This is a genomic window from Prevotella heparinolytica, from assembly GCF_002998535.1.
Classification (GTDB): domain Bacteria; phylum Bacteroidota; class Bacteroidia; order Bacteroidales; family Bacteroidaceae; genus Bacteroides; species Bacteroides heparinolyticus.
The window spans coordinates 2,684,909-2,708,355 of record NZ_CP027234.1 but is presented as its reverse complement, the minus strand read 5'-3'; the positions used below and the strand labels follow the sequence as shown (position 1 = coordinate 2,708,355).

16 protein-coding genes are annotated in these 23,447 nt (G+C 47.2%); 3 read left to right on the top strand and 13 right to left on the bottom strand.

The genetic code is table 11. From position 1 onward, the window contains the following. Nucleotides 1–7 precede the first annotated feature (7 nt). From C3V43_RS10875 to C3V43_RS10865, 3 genes are all read left to right on the top strand, one after another. Nucleotides 8–853, top strand: coding sequence for a BadF/BadG/BcrA/BcrD ATPase family protein (locus tag C3V43_RS10875; protein ID WP_106069833.1), 846 nt, complete (start codon nucleotides 8–10; stop codon nucleotides 851–853). 72 nt (nucleotides 854–925) lie between these two features. Next, nucleotides 926–1,738 (top strand): N-acetylmuramic acid 6-phosphate etherase, encoded by an 813-nt coding sequence (gene murQ, locus C3V43_RS10870; protein ID WP_106069832.1) that lies wholly within the window; start codon nucleotides 926–928, stop codon nucleotides 1,736–1,738. Nucleotides 1,739–1,808: 70 nt separating this feature from the next. Then, nucleotides 1,809–3,686: a serine hydrolase gene (locus tag C3V43_RS10865; RefSeq protein WP_106069831.1), complete on the top strand. Its 1,878-nt coding sequence runs from the start codon at nucleotides 1,809–1,811 to the stop codon at nucleotides 3,684–3,686. Between the two features lie 169 nt (nucleotides 3,687–3,855). On the opposite strand, the gene C3V43_RS10860 is transcribed toward C3V43_RS10865, so the two are convergent. The 13 genes from C3V43_RS10860 to C3V43_RS10795 all read right to left on the bottom strand — a co-directional run bounded on the left by C3V43_RS10860 (nucleotide 3,856) and on the right by C3V43_RS10795 (nucleotide 23,337). Beyond that, nucleotides 3,856–4,497: a BamJ family beta-barrel-assembly machinery protein gene (locus C3V43_RS10860; RefSeq protein ID WP_106069830.1), complete on the bottom strand. Its 642-nt coding sequence runs from the start codon at nucleotides 4,495–4,497 to the stop codon at nucleotides 3,856–3,858. Nucleotides 4,498–4,645: 148 nt separating this feature from the next. Next, complete coding sequence (locus C3V43_RS10855; RefSeq protein WP_106069829.1) at nucleotides 4,646–6,187, bottom strand: glycine--tRNA ligase; 1,542 nt, start codon at nucleotides 6,185–6,187, stop codon at nucleotides 4,646–4,648. A 112-nt stretch (nucleotides 6,188–6,299) separates the two neighbouring features. Further along, entirely contained in the window at nucleotides 6,300–6,764 is a 465-nt protein-coding gene (locus tag C3V43_RS10850; RefSeq protein WP_106069828.1) for an HU family DNA-binding protein, read from the bottom strand. 924 nt (nucleotides 6,765–7,688) lie between these two features. Continuing rightward, nucleotides 7,689–10,025: a glycoside hydrolase family 3 C-terminal domain-containing protein gene (locus tag C3V43_RS10840; protein WP_106069826.1), complete on the bottom strand. Its 2,337-nt coding sequence runs from the start codon at nucleotides 10,023–10,025 to the stop codon at nucleotides 7,689–7,691. A 13-nt stretch (nucleotides 10,026–10,038) separates the two neighbouring features. Next, entirely contained in the window at nucleotides 10,039–11,235 is a 1,197-nt protein-coding gene (locus tag C3V43_RS10835; RefSeq protein WP_106069825.1) for an esterase, read from the bottom strand. 35 nt (nucleotides 11,236–11,270) lie between these two features. Then, complete coding sequence (locus C3V43_RS10830) at nucleotides 11,271–12,812, bottom strand: DUF1593 domain-containing protein (protein WP_106069824.1); 1,542 nt, start codon at nucleotides 12,810–12,812, stop codon at nucleotides 11,271–11,273. A 21-nt stretch (nucleotides 12,813–12,833) separates the two neighbouring features. After that, nucleotides 12,834–14,381, bottom strand: a complete 1,548-nt coding sequence (locus C3V43_RS10825; protein ID WP_106069823.1) for a RagB/SusD family nutrient uptake outer membrane protein — start codon at nucleotides 14,379–14,381, stop codon at nucleotides 12,834–12,836. Between the two features lie 20 nt (nucleotides 14,382–14,401). Further along, the gene (locus C3V43_RS10820) at nucleotides 14,402–17,458 is read right to left on the bottom strand and encodes a SusC/RagA family TonB-linked outer membrane protein (RefSeq protein WP_106069822.1); all 3,057 of its coding nucleotides are present in this window, start codon (nucleotides 17,456–17,458) and stop codon (nucleotides 14,402–14,404) included. Nucleotides 17,459–17,533: 75 nt separating this feature from the next. Beyond that, entirely contained in the window at nucleotides 17,534–18,550 is a 1,017-nt protein-coding gene (locus C3V43_RS10815) for a GRP family sugar transporter (RefSeq protein ID WP_106069821.1), read from the bottom strand. Nucleotides 18,551–18,588: 38 nt separating this feature from the next. Then, nucleotides 18,589–20,013 (bottom strand): L-fucose/L-arabinose isomerase family protein, encoded by a 1,425-nt coding sequence (locus C3V43_RS10810; protein ID WP_106069820.1) that lies wholly within the window; start codon nucleotides 20,011–20,013, stop codon nucleotides 18,589–18,591. Between the two features lie 38 nt (nucleotides 20,014–20,051). Further along, on the bottom strand, nucleotides 20,052–21,530 hold the full coding sequence (locus tag C3V43_RS10805; RefSeq protein WP_106069819.1) for an FGGY-family carbohydrate kinase: 1,479 nt from the start codon (nucleotides 21,528–21,530) through the stop codon (nucleotides 20,052–20,054). A 48-nt stretch (nucleotides 21,531–21,578) separates the two neighbouring features. Beyond that, entirely contained in the window at nucleotides 21,579–22,502 is a 924-nt protein-coding gene (locus C3V43_RS10800; protein ID WP_106069818.1) for a transketolase family protein, read from the bottom strand. A gap of 1 nt (nucleotide 22,503) precedes the next feature. Beyond that, complete coding sequence (locus C3V43_RS10795; RefSeq protein WP_106069817.1) at nucleotides 22,504–23,337, bottom strand: transketolase; 834 nt, start codon at nucleotides 23,335–23,337, stop codon at nucleotides 22,504–22,506. Nucleotides 23,338–23,447: the final 110 nt, after the last annotated feature.

Here is a 23,447-nt window from a genome sequence, read left to right as displayed (position 1 = left end):
AAAAGACATGATTCTAATAGCAGACAGTGGCTCTACAAAAACCGACTGGTGCGTTGTAGAGAATGGAGAACTCCTCCAACAGATATTTACGAAAGGGACGAATCCTTTCTTTCAATCGGAAGAAGAAATCAGCAACGAGATAGCAACGACGCTGCTGCCCCGGCTGAAGTCCGACAAACCGGATGCCGTCTATTTCTATGGTGCCGGATGTGGCTTTCCCGACAAGATTGCCACGATGCACCGTGCCATCACCCAGCACCTCAAGGTGAAAGGCGTCATAGAAGTCAGCACCGACATGCTGGCCGCCGCGCGCGGGCTTTGCGGGCATAAGTCCGGCATTGCCTGCATCATAGGCACCGGCTCCAACTCATGCTACTACAACGGGCAAGACATCGTAGCCAACGTATCGCCTTTGGGCTTCATCTTGGGCGATGAAGGTAGCGGTGCCTGCTTGGGCAAACTCTTGGTGGGCGACCTCCTGAAAAACCAGATGACACCCGGACTGAAAGAGAAGTTCCTCGAGCAGTTCGGCCTGACACCTGCCGATATCATCGACCGTGTGTACCGCCAACCGTTCCCAAACCGTTTTCTGGCAAGCCTGTCGCCGTTCCTTGCACAGAACATGGACGAACCTTGCGTGCACAACCTGGTATTAAACAGCTTCAAGGCATTCCTCAAACGCAATGTCATGCAATACGACGGCTATCAACACGAAAAAGTGCACTTCATCGGTTCGGTGGCTTTCCACTACAAGGAGGTGCTGATAAAAGCCGCCTATGAAACGGGCATCCAAGTGGGAAACATCATCAAAAGCCCGATGGAGGGATTAATAAAATATCACAGCGGGAAATGATGAAGAAAGCGGCCGTGCAACCGGCACACTGCCATACAACAAATAGTAAACCGTTAAAACAATAATAGCCTTATGTTCGTAAAAATCTCAGAGCAACCCTCGCTCTACAACGATCTGGAAAAGAAGTCTGTCCGTGAGATTCTGGAAGACATCAACACGGAAGACCAAAAAGTGGCACTTGCCGTACAAAAGGCCATTCCGCAAATAGAGAAACTGGTGAACCTGATTGTGCCGCGCATGAAGCAAGGCGGACGTATCTTCTACATGGGTGCAGGTACCAGCGGACGCCTCGGCGTGCTCGACGCCTCGGAAATACCTCCTACTTTCGGCATGCCTCCCACGTTAGTCATCGGACTGATAGCAGGCGGAGACACCGCATTGCGCAATCCGGTGGAAAACGCCGAAGATGACGTGCATCGCGGATGGGAAGAACTGACGGAACGGAACATCACAGATAAGGATACCGTCATCGGCATTGCTGCATCGGGCACTACTCCATACGTGATTGGCGCCATGCACGAAGCACGCGAACACGGCATCCTGACCGGTTGCATCACCAGCAATCCCGATTCGCCCATGGCGGCAGAAGCCGATGTAGCCATCGAAATGATTGTAGGGCCGGAATATGTGACAGGGAGTTCGCGCATGAAGTCGGGTACAGGGCAAAAAATGATTCTGAATATGATTACCACCTCCGTTATGATACAGTTGGGACGTGTGAAGGGCAACAAGATGGTGAACATGCAACTCAGCAACAAGAAACTGGTAGACCGTGGCACACGCATGCTGGTAGAGGAACTCGGACTGGATTATGGCAAGGCCAAGGCATTGCTGTTGATGCACGGATCGGTAAAGAATGCGGTGGATGCGTATAGAAGTCTCTAAAGCCCTCCCTTCTCTCCACCACTACGAACATAAGTATTTCTTAATAAAAACTTTAGAAAGGAAATCGAATATGATACAGTCAAAATCTACCCAAAGTAACTTCAAACTCTTCCTCCTTCTTTTTCTATTCTGCCTGCAAACAGCCTTCGGACAATCTTTGCAGCGTGTAGCCCCCGAACAGGTGGGCATGGACTCGCGCAAGCTGATGTACGCCGACGAAGCCATTGAAACAGCCATTGCCAATCGTGAGATTCCCGGTGCAGTACTTGCCGTAATGCGGAGCGGGAAAATGGCCTACCTGAAAGCATACGGCAACAAGCGTGTCTATCCTCACATAGAACCGATGACCACAAACACCATCTTCGACATGGCTTCGTGCAGCAAATCCATGTCTACGGCCATTTGCATCATGATATTGGCCGAACATGGCAAGATACGCATGCTCGACCCCGTGAACCTCTACATCCCCGAATTCAAGAATTGGGAGAGCGAGGACGGTAAAGAAAAGAAAGTCATCCGCATTGCCGATTTAATGACACACACCTCCGGATTGCCTCCATACGCCTCTGTGACTGAGTTGGAGAAACAATACGGTTCGCCTAACCCTGAAGGACTGATGGAGTATATTGCCACATGCAAGCGAGACTTCAAGCCACAAACCGATTTTCAATACAGTTGCCTCAACTTCATCACCCTGCAACACATCATCGAGACCGTATCCGGAGAAAGCCTGCGCGACTTCGCCCGCGAGAATATCTTCGACGTGCTGGGCATGAATCACACCGACTACCTGCCCTGCCGACGCGACAAGAACGGACAATGGGTAAACACTTCCTGCTCTCCGCTCTCTACTGACCGCTGTGCAGTAAACAACATTGCTCCTACCGAGAAGCAAACAGACGGGCAAGTACTTTGCGGACAAGTACACGACCCCTTGGCACGCGTCATGAACGGAGGCATCAGTGGCAATGCCGGCTTGTTTTCCTGTGCGGAAGATATTGCCGTACTCTGCGCCGCCTTGCAGAACGGGGGAGAGTGGAACGGGCACCGCATACTCAGTCCACTTGGTGTGAAGGCCATGCGTACCGTACCCCGGGCCACCGCCACCTTCGGGCGTACACTTGGTTGGGACATCTTCAGTCCCTACGCCTCGAACACCGGAGACCTGTTTGGCCCTAACACATACGGACATACCGGTTATACAGGTACTTCCATCGTCATAGATCCGGACAATGATATTTCCGTGATTCTGCTCATCAATGCCGTACATCCTAAAGACAGTCATAACACCGTTCGCCTGCGTTCGCTGGTGTCCAATGCCGTAGCGGCTTCCATCTGCCCCATTCCGCGCACTTACACGGAGCATTACTACAAACGCTTCCTGCAATTCATGAACGAACCCGCCATCGCCGGCAAGGACATCGTAATGCTGGGCAACAGTCTGACCGAAAACGGTGGTGACTGGTCTGCCCGCCTCGGGAAGAAAAATGTGCGCAATCGTGGCATCATCGGCGACGAAGTGATGGGTATCTATGACCGCCTGCACCAGATTCTTCCCGGACATCCGACCAAACTCTTCCTGCTGACCGGTGTCAACGACGTATCCCACGACCTCACTACAGACAGTATCGTGGCCATGATGCGCACAACCATAGAGCGCATCCAACGCGAATCGCCCGAAACCAAGCTCTACCTGCAAAGCCTGCTCCCCATCAACGAGAGCTTCGGCCGCTACAAGAGATTGAACGGAAAGACGGATATGATTCCCGAAATCAACTCCCGCCTCGAAGCGCTCGCCAAAGAAAAGAAGATTACTTTCATCAACCTCTTTCCCTTGTTCACGGAGAAAGGCACGAACGTGCTTCGCAGCGAGCTGACCAACGACGGCCTGCACCTGAAAGAGGAAGGGTATAAGATTTGGGTAAAGGCAATCAGGAAGAAAATATAAGAGAGTCGGCTGCAGGCTGCACTTTTTTAGGATAAAATACATCGTGGCGCGAATTTCATGTATCACACAATACGGATTCAATTCATTAAACCGTACTTTCTTCATGAAATTCGCGCCCCGGCAAATCTGACAAGGCGTCCGGATTTCTCCTTTTTCCCCTCACTAGGATTTACTCCGCAAAACTATCCAGCTGCATATCGAATGTAAGAACCGAATAACCCCGAATTGCATTCGAAGAGCTACCGGAACCACTCGTCCCGTATCCGCTTTGCCACGGAATATACAATACCCAACGTTCGCCCATACGCATAAACTGCAAAACTGCTGTCCAGCCTGCAATCACTTTCGAGACTTCAAACGTGTTATACGCATCAAACTCGGTAGGGGCTTTCACAGGCGGAACAGGTATCGCACGATCCTGCGCACCGTAACCGATGAAGTTCCCGTCGAACTTGTCGCCGTTGATATAAGTGCCGTAATAGAACGCGTTCACTTTCGAATGATAGCCCGTATAAAGCGGACGTTCGCCCGTTTCATTCTTCACGAGTTTCTTGCAATACACATATTGAGCACCCTCGGTTGTAGAGGCTGTGGTTTGTATGGCATACAGTTTTCCAAGCTCCATTGCATCGGCAGCTTCTGCCGTAACTACGTAGTTTTCGCCGGTCAACGTCTTTATCGAGTCGGCAAATGCTTGGTTGCGCTCTTGCCAGTTGTCATATTTCCCTGCCTCCAGATTTTCTTCGCAGGAAACAAAAACACCTGCCAGAAGCAACACGAAAGGCAAAAACAAAAGAGATGGTCTTTTCATTCGGTCAAGCTGTTATATATTAATATGTATTCATTCGTCTGTTTCTCCATCGGGAGTACGGATAATGGAGACGGGCACGGTCTTTACGAAGCCTGAACCCGTGCAATCCGCGCCCGATATCTGTCTCGTGCACAGCGCAAACTCCGGTTTATTGCAGCGTCTTCAGCAAGGAGGTGATGCTTACGCGGTCTGCAATGATATTGTTCAGTTCGGCGATGGCTACGCGTTCCTGCTGCATGGTGTCGCGGTTGCGCAGCGTCACGCAGTTGTCTTCCAATGTCTGGTGGTCTACGGTCACGCAGAACGGTGTGCCGATGGCATCCTGACGGCGGTAGCGCTTGCCGATGCTGTCTTTCTCGTCGTACTGGCAGTGGAAGTGGAACTTCAGGCTGTCGATGATTTCGCGCGCCTTTTCGGGCAGTCCGTCTTTCTTCACCAACGGCATCACGGCCAGTTTCACCGGAGCCAGAGCGGCAGGCAGCTTCAAGACAACGCGGCTTTCGCCGTTCTCCAGACTCTCCTCGCAATAGGAGGCCGACATGATGCTAAGGAACATGCGGTCTACACCGATACTGGTCTCGATGACGTAGGGCGTATAGCTTTCGTTCGTTTCGGGGTCGAAGTATTTGATGTTCTTGCCGGAGAATTTCTCGTGCTGCGAGAGGTCGAAGTTCGTACGGCTGTGGATGCCTTCCACTTCCTTGAAGCCGAAAGGCATCAGGAACTCGATGTCGGTGGCGGCATTGGCATAGTGAGCCAGTTTCTCGTGGTCGTGATAGCGATAGTGGTCTTCGCCGAATCCCAGTGCCTTGTGCCACTTCAGGCGGGTTTCCTTCCATGTCTTGAACCAATCCAGCTCGGTGCCCGGTTTTACGAAGAACTGCATCTCCATCTGCTCGAATTCGCGCATGCGGAAGATGAACTGGCGAGCCACGATTTCGTTACGGAAGGCCTTGCCTATCTGTGCGATGCCGAAAGGTATCTTCATGCGTCCGGTCTTCTGCACGTTCAGGTAGTTCACGAAGATGCCTTGCGCCGTTTCGGGGCGGAGGTATATCTTCATGGCTCCGTCGGCCGTTGAGCCCATCTCGGTGGAGAACATGAGGTTGAACTGGCGCACTTCCGTCCAGTTCTTCGTGCCGCTGATGGGGCATACGATTTCTTCATCGAGGATAATCTGGCGGAGTTCCTCGAGATTGGTATCGTTCAATGCCTTTGCAAAACGTTCGTGCAAAGCGTCGCGCTTGGCCTGATGCTCCAGCACGCGGCCGTTGGTTGTGCGGAACTGTCCCTCGTCGAAAGCCTCGCCGAAACGTTTGGCGGCCTTGGCCACCTCCTTGTTTATCTTGTCGTCGTACTTGGCAAGCTGGTCTTCTATCAGTACGTCGGCACGATAGCGTTTCTTGGAATCACGGTTGTCGATCAAAGGGTCGTTGAACGCATCCACATGTCCGCTGGCCTTCCAGATGGTGGGGTGCATGAAGATGGCCGAGTCTATGCCGACGATGTTTTCGTGCAGCAGCACCATGCTCTGCCACCAGTATTGTTTGATGTTGTTTTTCAGTTCCACACCCATCTGGCCGTAGTCGTACACGGCTCCCAGTCCATCATAAATCTCGCTGGAAGGGAACACAAAGCCATATTCCTTGCAGTGCGATACCAGTTTCTTAAAAACGTCTTCTTGTGCCATTTTCTGTTGTATCTTAATGAATTTGATTTCAACTCTTGTGTAAAAAGTGCCACAAAGATAGAGATTTATATCATAAGTAGGGCACGACGGGCGTTAATTTCTGCAATATCCTCTATCCATCCGCCTCCTCCTCGTCGCTCCTGCGCATGGCCGGCGTAATCCGGTCTTCGGGGAAATAGAGTTCGAAGGGAATGCGATAGCAGGGTTCTTTTTTCAACCGGGCGGTCATACGGCGGTCGGCCACGAAATACACGCGCGACAGGCTCACTTTGCCGGGCGTCACCTGTTCGGGAGAATCGAATCCGGGACTGGTTACTGCGGTCTGAAACGTTCCCAGTCCGGGAATCGTCACCGATTGTCCGGAACCGAGTATCTCTTCCACCGTTTCGCCCAGTTCGGAAAGCACGCCCATAATCATCCCTTTTGGGAAATGGCTGTTCTTGGCCAGCTTGTCGGCCAGCTTGTCCAGATTGACGCCGCCCCGCTCCTGCAACTTCTTCTGCACGGCATACCATTTTTCTTTTCTCTCGCCGGACGTCAGATCCGCTTTCTTTCTTACTAAATAAGGGATAGTCATTCTTCAACTATTTTAGTTCAACATTCGGGAGTCTCCGTTCCCGCATTTATCTTTTTCTGCTTTCAGAATTTGCTGATTTATCACGTTCAACACCCGGGTGTCAACATTTACTACATCCGGGTATCATGCAGCACAGCATCCGGGTGTAAAGAAATGCAACACCCGGATGCTGTACACCAGAAAACAGTAACAAAGATAATGGATAAAGAGGAATCCACCATCACGAATCAGGAAAAACTACATTTTTTTATAGTTTCCCGTATGCCCGGGACTTAAGCCACCCAAGCCCGCCGCATGCCGTCTCTGCCGCACGGTTCTCTTCACCCCTCGGAAAGTCCCTGAAATGGGCGCTTCCCAAAGCTCTTTCATTTAACCTCGTTGAGTGTACATAAAGCGCCTACCCATGCAATTCTTGCATAGGAGTTTTTTTATAATTAACAGGTTAAAGTATATCAGGAAATCAGAATTTGTTCATTTTTGCGACAGCATGCGTATGACTTTGGGTGAAACAGTGCGCTAACTCTCCGGTAAGCTCAGCTGTCTCCTTGCACTTGCCGGAGTGTTTTCTCCTTTTGTGTTTCCATATAGAGAAAATAGCGTGCACCATTCTTTGTATCGCATGTAAATTATGTCGGCCGAAAGATCGGATTTCTTGCTCTGTCATTCAGGACGAAGCGAAGCATCTCTTCTCTTACTCACAAAGAGAGTAGATTCTTCGCTTCGTCCTGAATGACAGAGCTTAATGATAGTGAACTTTAGTTTCGACACACCTTCATTGCCGTCAGCGGCTTTCCGTCTGTCATACTCAAAAAAGCAGTCCTGACATCAGCCCCCAATATGCTTATCGATGCTAACAACAAGCAAATTATAGTTTTCCACCGGTAGGGAACGGGAGTAACCTCAAGTGAGAAATATGTAGAACACTCAGCGTTTCAGCACATCGACCGGAGCCTGCGGTTTCAAAACATCACAAGTCTCCTTTGTGGCAGCAACGACATCAGCATTGAGCACAGCTTTGATATCACGTGAAGAAGCACCCACCAAGAACTCATAGCTTCCGGCATCTACCACCCATGATGAAGCCGCCTCATCATAAGAAGCCAAGTCGGCGGCATTCACTTTCAGAGTGATGGTAGCTGTTTCGCCAGGGCTCAGTTCCCGAGTCTTGGCAAAAGCTTTCAATTCTTTTGCAGGTTTATTCATCCCGACATTATCCGGTGCAGAGACATAGAGTTGAACGATTTCTTTACCAGCCGTCTTTCCTGTGTTCTTCACGTCCACAGAAACCGAATACACACCGTTGTCTGCCTTGAGAGAAGGATTGGCATACTCAAATGTCGTATAAGAAAGGCCATAACCAAACGGATAGGACACTTGTTTGCCAAAGCTGTCGAAATAACGGTAACCCACAAAGATATCTTCCTCATAAACAGTATAATCCACATTCTTCACAGATGATTTCTTACCCTCTTTATTCCTTACATCCGTATCAGCCTCGGCATCCATCGGGAAATTGGCAGAAGAAGCCGCATCCATCAGCTTGACCGGGAAAGTCATCGGCAGCTTGCCCGATGGAGAAGCCTTTCCACTCAACACGTCAGCCACACTGTTGCCCCCTTCCTGGCCGGCTTGCCAAGCAAGCAAGATGGCATCCGGAAGATTCTTCCAGGAAGCTGTTTCTATAACGCCGCCAATATTCAGGGTCACAATCACCTTCTTGCCTGCCGCATGGAAAGCCCGGCAGACAGCCTGCAACATTTTGTATTCTTCTTTGCTCAAATCAAAGTCGGCCACTTTGCGATCTACGAATTCACCGGAAGTACGTCCCAAGGTAATCAAGGCTATATCCGATTTGGCCACCTGCTCTGCCAAGACTTCGGGCGAAGGAACAAGTTCTACCGGACGCGGAACAGGCATAAATCTGGAGAAAGCCTGAGAGGGATCAGGAGAATTCTTTTCATTTTCGGCAGCGATATGCTGTTCATACGTATTCTTCAAGGAGTCATCTGTCTGATAGCCGGCATTCTTCAAGCCATCCAGCAATGAAACAGTATAGGCACGATTCACATTACCCGAACCGGTTCCTCCGGCTATAAATTCGTAAGAAGTGCAGCCGAAAAGGGCAATATTCTTGACATTACCTTTTAAAGGCAAAGCGCCATTATCGTTCTTCAGCAACACCATACCCTCTGTAGCCGACTGGCGGGTGACAGCAGCATGCGCTTCCAAGTCGGGTTTATTGGAATAATCATATTTCTTAAAATGAGGACTTTGCAGAATCAGTTCAAGAATACGCTTTATATTACGGTCAAGGATGGATTCATCCAGTTTGTCTTCCTTCACTCCTTCAATAATCATGTCATACTGGGTGTCCCGGCCCGGCTGAAGCATATCATTACCTGCAACCATCTGGGCCACTGCATCCTTTCCTCCAAACCAATCCGTCACCACCATGCCTTTAAATCCCCACTCATCACGCAGTACGGTAGTCAGTAAGTCTTCGTTTTCGGAAGCATAAGTGCCATTGATATAATTGTAAGAAGACATTACGGTCCAAGGGGCTGATTCCTTTACGGCAATCTCGAACCCCTTCAGGTAGATTTCCCGTAAGGCACGGGGAGTGATACGAGCATCATTGGCATTCCGATTGGTTTCCTGGTTGTTGACAGCAAAATGTTTGATGGAAGTTCCCACCCCATTGCTCTGTACTCCTCTGACATAAGCGGCAGCTATCTTGCCGGATACAAGCGGATCTTCGGAATAGTATTCAAAATTACGCCCGCACAAAGGATTCCGATGGATATTCAGGGCAGGAGCCAACAAGACATCCGCACCATACTCCAGCACTTCATTACCTATCGATTTTCCGACTTCCTCCACCAAATCTTGATTCCAAGTAGAAGCAAGTAATGTACCGATAGGGAAATGCGTACAATAATAAGTAGCAGAATCGCCTTCGCGGACAGGATCGATACGCAGGCCGGCAGGTCCATCTGCCAGCACAATGGCAGGGATTCCCAAACGGGGTATCGGATAAGTGGTGCCCGCGGCACCAGGCACCAATCTCTTGGTTGCACCAATCACCGTACTGTCACCCGAAGTACCCGTCATTCCGGTACCGATAACCAAGCGTGCCTTTTCTTCCAGAGTCATGGCACCAATAACATCCTCAATGGAATCTTTTCCCAGCTGAGGAGTTGCCGGCCCACAAGCGCTCAGAATGCTTGCAGCCAACAGCAGATAGAACAGTTGTTTCTTCATTGTGTGTTATGATTTATTTGAATAACTTGGGAGCAAATACAGAGAGATAAATACGCCAGCAAGTCCATACATGCCCGCCGGGAGTTTCCATAAACTCATATTTATATCCTTTCTTATCCAAATCGGTGCGATAGGCAGCATTGTTCTTATACAGGAAATCGTCTTTGCCGATACCCAGCCAATAGAGTTTAGGTTTCTTATCAAACTGGATAGCCAACTTCTTGTCCATATCCTGATAAACCGGGCTATTCCTCTGGTTTGCACTTTGGACATTAAGAGCAGCAGAGAACAAGCCTACATAATCGAACATATCGGGATAGTTCAAGGAGATATTGGCAGAATGGAAACCACCCATTGAAAGGCCTGCGATGGCACGGTGCGCCTTGTCGGCCTGCACACGGTAATTACTTTCTACGAACTTGACAATCTCGGGGAAATAGGTTTCAAATGCACCGTCCATAGTCCCATTTTTCATGTGGTAGGGTTTATAGTAACCCAAACTGCTTTCACCCGGCGCAGCTTCCATGGCAGCATGTCCATTGGGCATCACGACAATCATCGGTTCAGCCTTTCCTTGTGCTATCAGATTATCGAGAATCTGTGCTGCACGTCCAAAAGTAGTCCATTCATCTTCATCGCCACCCATGCCATGCAACAAGTAGAGTACAGGATATTTTCTGTTACCGGACTGTTCATAACCCGCCGGTGTGTAGATGTTGATACGGCGATCCATTTTCATGCCATCAGAGTGGTACCAACGGTGGGCCAATGTTCCATGAGGCACTTTATTGACCTTATATAAATCACCCTTGCCATTCCCTACGATGAATACATTACTTGTTGTGGCAAAGTCACGATAAACATAAACATTGTTGGGGTCTATGGTCGGTACGCCGTCCACCATGAATTCATAACTGTAGAGTTCCGAGTCCAGCGGTTTGGTAGTATAGGTCCAGATTCCTGCGACATTCTTTGTCATGTCTATCAGGCCTGCACCCACCATGCCGCCAACGTGTTGTCCTTCCGCCTTTTCGGCAAAGTCACCTGCAATCTGTACCCTCTTGGCATCGGGAGCCTTGAAATTAAAAGTCACTGTGTTGTCTTTATTCACGATTGCAGACTCGAGATCCTGCGCAACAAACAAATTTTGCTGGGCAGACATTTGCAGCCCGCAGGTTGCCATAAACGCTGCCAATATAATCTTTTTCATTTCAGTCCTTCAAATTAAAGTTCATGGATTCAAGTTCATTCTGCCACTGTAATAATCAGGCGGTGATAGCGGTTCATCTGTGGTGTACCATTATCCGTAGCTTCCAGAATCAAGTGGATGGTATCGCCGGGGTTGGCATCGGCCGGAACAGTAAAGCCAGTATTTGCAGAAGCAGGGTCATCTACCGCCACTTTGTCCCGATATGTACCGGCTGACATATATTGCCACCATTTAATGGTAAAGGTATCCTTATCCGGATCGGCTACAGAGTATTTAAGTTTCAGTTTCTCACCCAGCTTGGCACTCATGGCAAGCGCCCCTTTTATCACCGGCTCATGGTTTGCGTCGGCATAGTTTGGAGTTACCGACCATTTAAAACGGGCAGCCAATCCATTCATTACCGGAGCTGTGAAGTCGGGCAAAGGATAGCGCTCAGCCCTATACTTCATCTGTTCCATGCGCGGAAGATTCTTCACCGAATCGGGAAGGAGGGTTCTTCCACCGCACCATCCTCCATAAGTGGGGTCTTCGTGGCCACGCAGACCGTTATCTATCAAATTCAGGAAACAGTAAGTGTCTCCTTCAGCCAGATAAGCCCCTTTCGGCTGGATTCCGGTCCAAACCACATAGCCTTGCTTTTTCAATTCATCAACCGTATAGCCCGACAAACCGAAAAAATCGAACTTATCACCTTTCACCATCTGCTTGCCGTCTCCCCAGACACGATACATTTCGCCGAAAGGCCCTTTACTACGAATGTTCTCCTGCATCCATTCCGGAGAATAGAAAACTTGATTTTCTTTGGAGGTTCTTGACTGTGCATTATAAGCCAGGCCGACTGTCATGCCTCCCATCTCCATTTGTCTGAGTTCCGGCCAGAAAGGTCGGATATATCGCGCATACGTATCATCCTGATCACCCGAAAGGGAAAGAACCACTTTTCCTATTATCTTCTCCCGGACACCTTTCCAGGCATCGGTATGCTCATAAATATCCTGAATGGACTTCAAGGCACGGGCGATGGTGCTGCCTCCTCCCCAAGCATTGATGAATACCGGATCTGTACAATCATCGAGCAATACAGCCTTAATCAGCTCCGACCCCGGAGTGTCCTTGGAAATATCACCGTCGAACTCGATATTGCCGACACGCACTTTAGACTTCAGATATTCGGGAGTCGGATAAGACGGGTCATGTACTTTCAGATTGGGATATACTTTCTCATAAGCTTCCACAGCATCGTCAATGAAACGTTCATCCGGATCCCAACGCCAGCTTTCCATAGGCCCGTAGTCTATGCCATTACGGGAATATTCACGTCCAGGCACATACCACTTGGTTCCGTGCTCGTCACCTTTCCAATGGAACTGGCTGCTAGCATAAATCAAACCTTCCACACGGAAATCCGTACTGAAAAGCAGAAAACGTATCAAAGAGTTCAGGTCATCAAGTTCCGGGTCACAAGTAATGATGACACGCGGCTTTGACGATTTTTCACCGGACGTCTGCTGTCCGCTCATGCAAATCGGCATCACAGCCATAAGCCCTGACAGGAATAAGCATTTTAATTTATTCATAAACTAAGTTTTATTGATTAATTACCAACCCGGATTCTGGGTCATATTCTTATTGACATTCATTTCAGTAGCAGGGAACGGGAGCAGTTCATGCTTACTACTCTTGAAGCCGGCAGAAGCATTTTTCTGTCCATCCCAACTTACACGGCCGTCTTTGTAAAGAGCCGGCCTTTCCTGCCCTCTCTTGGCAAGTACCGTAGCAGCATCACCCCACCGAATCAGATCCTGGTAACGGCAGCCTTCCATCCAAAGTTCCAGACGCTTCTCTTTCTTGATATCATCCATAGAGACACTACCCAATGCAGGCAACTGGGCACGGTCACGCACTTTATTCACATATCCGGCAGCCTTACTTGCATTTCCGGACTGAAGACTCGCTTCAGCAGCAAGCAGCAGAACCTCGGCATAACGCATGGCACGGGTATTGTTAGGACAACGCAACCACCAATAGTTGATGACATCAGCTTCATAAACACGGTATTTCCAGCTGAAGTAACCGGCATTGTCCGGCATATAAGCTATGGCATTGCTCAATGAGATACCCATATCCTCCATTTGCCGGTATGTCTTGATAGATGCATTCAAGCGATAAGTATCTCCCATTTCGACAAACGCATCGTAGCTTTCCTTTGTCGGATTAAAAAATCCCCAACCTCCATGGGAATAGATTTGAGTAGGCTCATTGAATGCAAGCATGTCTCCACGCCAATGCATATATACCCAAATCATGTTACTCATAATGCCGGTAACATTATTGGCATCGTAAACATAATTACTTTCAAACAGACTTTCACAGTTCGCCTCGCCTTTGGTAGTCTGGATATTCTCATAATCACTGTAAAGGTCGTACTTCCCGCTATTGATTACCTCATCCAAAACTGTAACAGCAGCACCATAATTCTTCTGAAAGACGTATGCCTTGCCCAACAAGGCTTGTGCAAACTGCTTGGTGATACGATAGGTAAAATTATCCAAGCTTGCCTTTTCCTCCAAATCGCCACTGTTGACAGCTTCGGTCAAATCTTGGTTCACCAATGCCCACAGCGCCTCAGTATTGCCATTTGCCTGGGAATATTCGTTTGCATTCAACGGATGGTCCACCAACGGCGGAGTTCCCCAAAGGCTGATCAATTCGATGTAGGACATCGCTCGGAAAACCTTTGCTTCTGCACGTGCACGAAGCTTAACCGCAGAATCATCGCCTACATACTGCAAAACAATGTTGGCGGCATAAATCACCTTATAAAGATTCGTATATAACGTTTTAATATGGGAAAAATCAGAGTCGAACGTATAAGTCGATAGCAATTGTGCACTGGCAGCCGTCCAGCTCTCTCCTGCCGAATAGCAATCGTCCGAAAGAAGATTCTTTAGCCAGAACGCAGGTGCATAGGTGTCCTTCCAGTTGCTATAGCAGGCTATAATGGCTTCTTCCGCATCGGCATCCGTTTTATAGAAATTTTCGAAAGTGCTTACCCCATGCTGTGCAATATCCAGATTGTCCTCACAAGAGGAAAAGAAAGTGCAGCCGGCAAGTAACAGACTTGATAAAATATATTTTGCTTTCATCTTTCGTATTGAATTAAAGTTTAAAATACTACGTTAAAACCAAGCACAACTTTCTTGCTGGACGGATAAGAGCCCATATCCAAACCCATCGCATTGCCTGTACTCGTAAATTCAGGATCAAATCCGGGATATTTGGTAAATGTGAAGAAGTCATCTAAAGAACAATACAAACGAAGGTTACTCAAACCGACCTGCTTCAACAAATTCTTAGGCAGATTATAGCCCAACTGTATCTGCTTGATTTTAAAATATGAACCGTCGAATACAAATTTGGAACTCTTCAAATACTTATCATAATTACTGGGATTGGAACGGGCATATTTTGCATTGTCTCCTGCAGCAGTCCACCGTCCGTCATAGAATTCCTTCAAGGTATTCGCTTTCATGCGAGAAGTACGGTTATAGCCGGCAAACACATCATTGCCATGAGAACCGGAACCGAAGATTGTCAAGTCAAGACCTTTCCAGGCAGCTGTCAAAGTAATGCCATAAGTAAAGTCGGGAATGGCAGAGCCGATTTCTGTCTGGTCAGCATCTCCAATAATGTCATCATCGTTCTTGTCTTTGAACATTGGGTCACCCGTTTGCGGATCAATACCCGTACACTCGTAGCCGCGCATGTACCAAATGGGATGTCCTTCTTCAAAATAGTTCATAGTGCCGATACCTGCATTTGTTGTGCTGGCAATACGTTCCAACGTTTCATGGAGATAGGTCACTTTATTCTTTAAAGTAGCAATGTTACCTTTTACACTATAACTGAAATCTTTGATATGATCACGCCATGAAAGTTCAAATTCAAATCCGCTGTTCTTGACATTTCCCGCGTTCATAGGTGAAGTTGTGTTGCCCACAATCAAAGAAGGAGTAATGCCGGTTACAATCAAGTCTTTGGTTTTCTTCTCATAATAGTCAAATCCGAAGCTCAAACGGTCGTTCAGCATCCGGAGGTCAATACCCAAGTCTATCTGTTCGGAAGTTTCCCACTTCAAATCATAGTTACCGGTTGCAGAAGGCAACGACCCCGTTTCATAAGACACATCACCGGACATCGGATAATTGATTCCAGACAAAATCGTAGCATCATACATATAGTCTGCCAAACCGGCGATACTACCATTCTGTCCCCAGCTTGCACGCAACTTCAAATGAGAGATTGACTTGAGGTTCTCCATAAATTTCTCGTTGGAAAGCACCCAACCGACAGATACAGCCGGGAAATAGCCCCAACGTTTCTGCAAAGGAAGGATAGACAAGTCGGCAGCATCCGCACGAAGAGTGAATTGGGCAAAATACTTGCCTGCATAGTCATAGGATGCCCGGCCAAAGTAAGAAAGATTGGCATACCTCCGCTTCTCTCCACCACTTACCGTACGGGTGGCAGTACCGGTCTGGAAAGCAAAATAGGCATAATTGGGATCCAACTTGGTAATACCTAAATCAACCTTGTCGCCGGAACGGCTACCATTGATTCCTCCCGTCACTCCAAAGGAGGTATTGGAAGAATAGGATATACCAAGCATCGCGTTTACATTATGCTTATTTGCAAATGTCTTGGTATAGTTGACAAAGTTTTCCCATTGCCAGTAGGTGGTGTTGGAGCTTGTCGCACTCACCGATACATAGTCCTGATAAAGGTCAGAGCAGGTAATGTTAGGCATAACATAGCCATAGGAATTGCTGTACGTATAGCGGTATCCCAAACGTGAAGTGATGACCAGCTCTTTGATCGGAGTAAAATCCAGATAAGTGGAACCGCTGAACACAAAACCATCTCTTTTTGTCGTACCGCGGTCACGCATGATATACGGATTGATATTATTGGAGTCGCCATAAGGAGAAATGGAATAATAATCACCATTGGCATTCTGAAGCAGGGTATGTCCTTGGTTCATATAGTTAACCATTGTGTCGGGCAGTTTGTCCGGTGCATAGGTAACCGGCGTCAGAGGGTCAAGCTGAATGGCAGACAGCATCAGGGAACCGGTTGCCGAACCTTCGCTCACCGCCTGTACATGATACCGGGAGAATGAATTGTTTGTCGTGAATTTCAGCCAATCCTTCACCTTATAGTCTGCGTTGACAGTACCGGTAATGCGGTCGAAAACATCCTTATTGCCTACAATGGGACCATTGTTGCTTAAATAAGAAAGTGATGCAAACAGTGAACCATTATCATTGGCTCCTTGGAAATTGATATTGTGACGTTGCATCATGGATGATTCAAACGTTTCTTTCACCCAATCTGTATTTGTTCTTCCATCCCAATACCTATCTATTGTTTCCTTGGGAATAAGATTGCCCTCAGTCATATAATCGATATATTCCTGGGCATTCAGAATATCAGGAGTACGGCCCAAAGATTGGGAGGACAACTGGAAATCATAAGAAATACGACGGACTCCTTTTTTTGCCTTCCGGGTGGTAATCAAAACAACACCGTTACCGGCCTGGGCGCCATAGATAGCAGCAGAGGCAGCATCCTTCAACACTTCCATACTCTCAATATCATTCGGATCGAGGTTGCTGATATCCTTCGTACGCAGCCCATCGACTACATACAAAGGATCTGAACTGGCATTACTGCTATATCCACGGATACGAATGGCAGGATTCGAACCTGGAGCTGCAGATGCAGAAATAATTTGCACACCGGCTGTCTTACCCTGCAGGGCCTGCTCGGCATTGGTTATGGTACGATTTTCAAAGTCTTCAGCCTTTACAGAAGAGATAGCCCCCGTTACGGAGCTTTTCTTCTGTACACCATACCCCACAACAACCACTTCGTCCAAAGTCTTGTTATCTTCTTTCAGCACTATATTCATAGTACCCGCAACGGCTTTCTTTTCCTGGGTCACATAACCTATATACGAAAAGACGATAGTGGCGCCCTCATTCACCGACAAGGTATAATCACCATCCAAGTTAGTTATGACACCATTTGCCGTGCCTTTTTCCAATACACTTACACCAATCATCGGTTCATTAAGCTCATCGGTGATTCTGCCAGATACACTTACATGTTTCTGCGCAAAAACAGATGTCATAGCTACCAAAAGTAACAGCACCGAGGCCATTAACCTTTTCTGTTTAATTTGTGTTACAATCGTTTTCATTTATTACTATTTTGGGTTAACAATGAATTAAAAAAATCAGTTTGAAAGAGTGATCAGTACCAATCCCACAACAAAGAGTACAAACATGGTCGCAATCATAGGAACAGTTCCTTTGGGAGCTCCTTTGAACTCTTTCCAGACAAAGCCCCCCCAGATCATGGCTACCACCGGTGCAGCATTGCTCAACGCATAGGCTATGGCCGGATTGGCTGAACCGGCCCCCATAAAGCTGACTACCATACCACTCATCCAGATAAAACCTCCCAACATACCGATCAGATGCGTACGGGCATCACCTTTCAGATAGTCCTTCATTGTGACCTTGTTTCCCTGAGCTGGATGACTCATTGCAAACGTATTGAAAACAGGAGTAGTGATAAGGACACCGGTGGCAAAACAAAATACTCCGGTATAGGGAGTCAGTGACCCCGTACCACCCGTAACATACTGGGAATCGAGTGATTTTACGACCAATCCATAGAAGAACATGATGGCCAATCCTGCCACAACAGCCAATAGGATACCTTTTTTAGGGGTGGATGCCTGACTTGCCGACATCTTTCCATAAGCCTTCCCACAAATGCAGATGGCTACAATGATAACAACGACCCCTATCCAAAGTAATGCCTGATTTCCGGGGTACACTTCACCGGCCAAAGCTATCAGCAGATAATTGAAAATTATACCCCCTATCCAAGCTAAGCCTCCACCAATGGGGAACCCTATTGACATACCAGCCACAGCGATAGCTGCCGTCAAAAAGATATTACCGAAATTCCATACAATACCACCCAACAATGCATACTTCATGCTGTTCCAATCCATTGCCGCTAAGTCCTCAAAGAAAGTACGGCCTTCACTTCCCAGACTTCCCAATGTCAAAGCCCCCAACAGAGCCGTGAAAAACAAACCGAAAGTCAAGTCCCAATAGAAAAGCTCGAAACTCCAGTTTTTCGAGGTCACCATCTTCTGCGTATTCGCCCAAGAGCCCCAACAGAGGCAGCAATAGACACAACACAAAATGGCCAAAATATAGTTGTCAACAAGTATCATAATTATCTTCTGTTGTTTACCGTGTGTTTACTATTCATTCATTCATGCACATACAGATTCCAGCCCAAATAATTCTCGATGGCTTCGTTCAGAATATCTTTCACATCATTGCGAACCATAGCCACATGATGTTCAAAACCATTTTTACAAATATACTTCATCAGAGTCTGCAAGTTATTCACCTTAGTAACAGCTATACATCCATCCATTCCATACGGGTCATCCGTGATTTCACCAGTACCCAAATAAGCCTTGATAGCGCCTTTAGTATCATCAGTGGAAATACGGAAGAACGTGAAGTCACCTTTGGCCACTTTGCCATATACGGCACCGAATGTATTGACCTTACCCAGCGTACGTCCCAAAACGCCCAGTGTACCAAGCTTCAAATCATTTCCGACAAACGATTTCGGGAAGTTACCGCAATGGGTACATACACATTTGTTCCGTTCTTCTGCAAAATTGTTGTTCCAGTCGAGCAATGCCGATTGACCTTGCGCTGCCAATGTCAGAGCATACATGGATACAGCGCCGGCAATATCTACCTCACAAGCGGCAGGAAGTATTTTTTCACCCAGCATACTCATTGTCACACAAGCTGCACAACCATAGTTTTGTTCCAAAGAGTCCCAACACTGAACAGCCACAGCATCAATCTGGTTGGCTTCAATCCAACGTTCTACAGCTACACCGAATTTTGCCTGAAGCACCAGCTTGTCACTATATTCCTTGGGAACTGCCGCATAGCACTTAATTTCTTCAAGCTTCTTCAGCAACTCCGCATCCGTATCCTCAATCTTGCGGGCAGCGCCGAGTATTTCAGAGAGGTCAACCGGAACGACTGTAATGCCACTCTTCTGTAACAGTTTCTCACTTGCACGTACCGTCTGGAAGCCTGCCGGACGGGCACCGATAGCACCGATACGTGCATGCCGCAACCCATTGACTACACGACAAATACCAGCAAACTTGTTGATATCCTTGGCTAACAATTCGGAGTATATAGAATAGGTGTGTAGCGTGGTATCTGTAAAAGGTATGCCATATTGATACAGATTGTTACAAACTGAGATCTTACCGCAGAAAGCATCACGGCGGCTGTCCAAATCCACCTTGTCGTTCTCGTCGTCACAAGCCTGTACCAAAACGGGGACATTCAAATCAGCCACACTGATAGCATTGATGATTCCAATCTCAAAGCCAAAGTTGGGCAGGGAAACTATGATACCGTCAATGCGGTCACGATTCTGTCGGAATAGTTCCGCACACTTCAATCCGTCTTCGCGGGTTTCAATACTGCTACTACCGGTAGGAGTAGCGTCTTCAGGTAAGATCACATAGTCATAGCCTTCGTCAACGAGTGTTTTCAACAATTGTTTGCGAACGTCTTTTGCCAATTCTGAATTAAAATAAGCACGGGTGCCGATAATTATACCGAAGCACATTCTTTCCTTGTTTTTCATTGTAGATAGTGGGTATTTAAATTATACTTTGAAAATATTTATCTGATTAATTGGTTTACCGCTTTCAACCAGCCTTCACACCATTTTTCTACCTGTGGCAAGTTACTTTGCGGTTCTATGCGGTAGCGACTCCGGCATAATACGGACACCTGCTCAAAGCTCGTCCATATCTTGCGGGCCATTCCATTCATTACAACGGCTCCCAAGGCCGAAGCTTCTTCAACATCTGAGCAATTGATCGGTACACGTAAGCAGTCGGCCTGGAACTGCATCAGGAATTTATTTTTTGTAGGTCCTCCATCGGCTCTGACTTCTTTCAGCTTTATACCTGCCTGACCGGTCATCACTCTGACCAGATCATTCACTTGATAGGCTATGGATTCAAGTGCTGCCCTGAGAACATGCGACTTCCCGGTACCTAAGGTCAGCCCTAAAATGGCTGCCTTTACATCCCCTTGCCACCAGGGAGCCCCCAACCCGGCAAAAGCCGGTACAATATACACTCCTCCATTGTCTTTTACTGTAACCGCTAACTCTTCCGCTTCGTCTGGCGAACCAATCATCTGCAATCTCTGCTCTAACCACTTGATAGTAGCACCAGTACAATGGATATTGCCTTCAAAAGCATAGAATACTTTTCCAAGTGCGGCAAAACCGATGGAAGTGACCAATCCACGGGGAGCAACGGCAGCTTTTTCACCAATATTCACCATCACTGATGAGCCGGTTCCATAAGTGACCTTGCCCAGCCCTTCTTCAAAGCACATCTGACCGGCCAGTGCACCATGGGAATCACCCAATACACCGGCTATGACAATAGGATTCTTGAATAGTCCTTCCACCGTGGTTTCTCCAAAAACAGCATCACATGGCAGTAACTCGGGCATCATAGTTTCGGGTATGGTAAATAGCTCCAGCAGGTCACTGTCCCATTGCATCGTATGAATATTAAACAAAAGAGTCCTGGAAGCATTGGTATAATCTGTCACATGGCGTTTACCATCAGTCAATTTCCAAATCAGCCACGTATCAATGGTTCCCATCAACAAGTCACCGTTATCAGCAGCCTGACGGGCTCCTTCCACATTGTCAAGTATCCACTTTACACCACTGGCCGAGAAATAAGGATCCAATAGCAAGCCGCTTTTTGCCTGCACGATTTCACTGTATCCATTGGCTTTCAACCCATTACAAATATCAGCACCACGCATGCATTGCCATACCACAGCATTGCATACCGGTTTGCCCGTATGCTTATTCCATACAACCACTGTTTCACGTTGATTAGTGATGGCCAACGAATACATATTGTCTGCCACTTCCTCCTTTATCAGTTCGGCTATACTTTTCTGTACATTCCGATAGATTTCTTCAGCATCATGCTCCACCCATCCGGATTTGGGATAATATTGTTCATGGGTGACATTGACGCGTCTCAGCATTTCACACCTCTCATTGAATAGCATGGCTTTGGTAGCCGAGGTACTTTGATCTATTGCAATTATCAGATTTTTCATTTTAGGTATTATTAAAGGCTGATTGATTTTAAGTTTATCGAACTGGAATTACTTAAGGAAGTCAAGGGCAGTTTTCACGATACCGGGTGAATCGAGCCCATAATGTGCAAAGATTTCAAGAGAGGTCCCATGCACCACATTCTCGTCAGGGATACCCAGGATTTTCACCGGTACGGGATGCTCGGAGATGATTTCAGTCACCATTGCCCCAAGACCTCCATACTGGCTATGCTCCTCAACCGTGATGATACGTCCGGTTTCAGAAGCAGCTTTCAAAACAGCTTCCGCATCACAAGGTTTAATGAAGGACATGTCCAGTACCCGGGTTGAAATACTATATTCACGTAACTTCAAAGCTGCCTGACGTGCGTGATATACAGTTTCACCGGTTCCGATAATAGTCAGATCTGTCCCGTTCAGCAACATGTTAGCCTTACCTATGGCAAAATCAAAATCATCGTTCTCATAAACATCGGGAACTGCTGCACGACCTACACGTACATAAACCGGTTCGGGATAATCAACCAAGAGTTTAACCAGTTTTTTCGTCTGTCGGGCATCGCAGGGTAACACAATATTCATTCCGGGGAAAGTACGCAGCACAGCAATGTCGTGCAAGCTATGATGAGTAGCCCCCAAAGCTCCGTAAGCTACTCCTCCACTTACTCCCAATATCTTTACGTTGTTCTGGCTATAAGCCAAGTCCACCTTTACCTGCTCCAAGCTACGAGCTACATAAAAACAAGCCGGGCCACATACAAACACTTTCTTTCCGCTATGGGCCAACCCGGCCGAAATACCCACAGCATTTTGCTCCGCAATACCACACTCCACGAATTGCTGCGGCAATTCCTTGGCAAAATCATTTAACGTCACAGAACCACGGGCATCCGTCGTCACAGCAATGATGTCCTTGTCCATCCGAGCCAATGACAACAAAGTGTCGGTGAAACTTTTTCTGCAAGCTATCATATCAATTATATTCTAAATCCTTAATTTTTTCTGATATTTCTTGAATGGCCAGTTCATACTGTTCATTACTCGGAACTCCATGATGCCATTTAGCTATCCCTTCCATAAAAGATACTCCTTTCCCTTTTGTCGTATGAGCCACCAACAAATGAGGATGAAGATTCGCATAATCAATAGAACGGAAAGTCCGGATAATATCTTCCATATCGTCACCATTCATATCCTTTACTTCCCAACCGAATGCCGTCCAGCGTTCATGGATATCATCAATCCCCATCACATCTTCCGTATTTCCGCTAATCTGCAAATGATTACGGTCTATTATCGCCACCAAATTATCTAATCTATACTGCCGGGCAGCCATTGCAGCCTCGTAGATGGAGCCTTCACCCTGTTCACCATCCCCCATCAACACATAGGTCTTATAATCCTTTTTGTCCATTTTGGCCGCTATCGCTATACCTACTCCGATAGACAAGCCATGCCCCAAGGCTCCGGTACTCACTTCAATACCCGGAACTCCGATAGTGGGATGCCCCGAAAGGATGGAACCATATTGCCCCAATGTATCCAAAATGCCTTCTGCTATAAATCCTTTGGATTCCAGCGTCACATACAAAGCCTCCACACAATGTCCCTTGCTCAAAATGAAACGGTCACGCAAACCATCCTTAGGACTACCAGCATTCACATTCATCACATCAAAGTAAAGAGCCGTAAGAACATTGAGGCAAGACAAATCTCCACCGATATGCCCGGCTTTTGCCTTATAGATAATTTCAATTAACCTTTTTCGATTCACTTCCGATCGAAGCGCTAATTCTTTTGTTTTCATTTCTTATTTATTTTCCTTTCCTTGCAAAGGAAACAAATTAAAACCATAAAACGAAATAAAACGAAAACTTTCCGCTGTTAATTAACGTATTTTATGATTAAGCCGAGGAA